Origin of the sequence: Aeromonas sp. Y318-3 (assembly GCF_027706185.1) — a bacterium.
GTDB classification, from domain to species: Bacteria; Pseudomonadota; Gammaproteobacteria; order Enterobacterales; family Aeromonadaceae; genus Aeromonas; species Aeromonas veronii.
The window spans coordinates 33245-33539 of sequence record NZ_JAPDCN010000009.1 but is presented as its reverse complement, the minus strand read 5'-3'; the positions used below and the strand labels follow the sequence as shown (position 1 = coordinate 33539).

Here is a 295-nt window from a genome sequence, read left to right as displayed (position 1 = left end):
TCCCAGGTCGTTTAGCTCAGCTGGGAGAGCACCTCCCTTACAAGGAGGGGGTCACTGGTTCGATCCCAGTAACGACCACCATATTCGCAAGCGATGCTGAGATATCAGCTGCGATTGCAGAGAAAGTCCCCATTCAGATGGGGATTTTTTTTGCCCGCAATTCAGTGCTTCAACTTCTTCTGTTGCCGTTGTGGCGAGCCGAACGCCACCTCTTATTGTGCCACACTGCCACACTGCCACACTGCCACACTGCCACACTGCCACACTGCCACACTGCCACACTGCCACACTGCCA

1 tRNA gene is annotated in these 295 nt (G+C 54.9%); it reads left to right on the top strand.

The features are described from left to right. The first annotated feature begins 5 nt into the window (after positions 1-5). Positions 6-81: transfer RNA gene (locus OKB77_RS13545), tRNA-Val, on the top strand. The last annotated feature ends 214 nt before the right edge of the window (positions 82-295 follow it).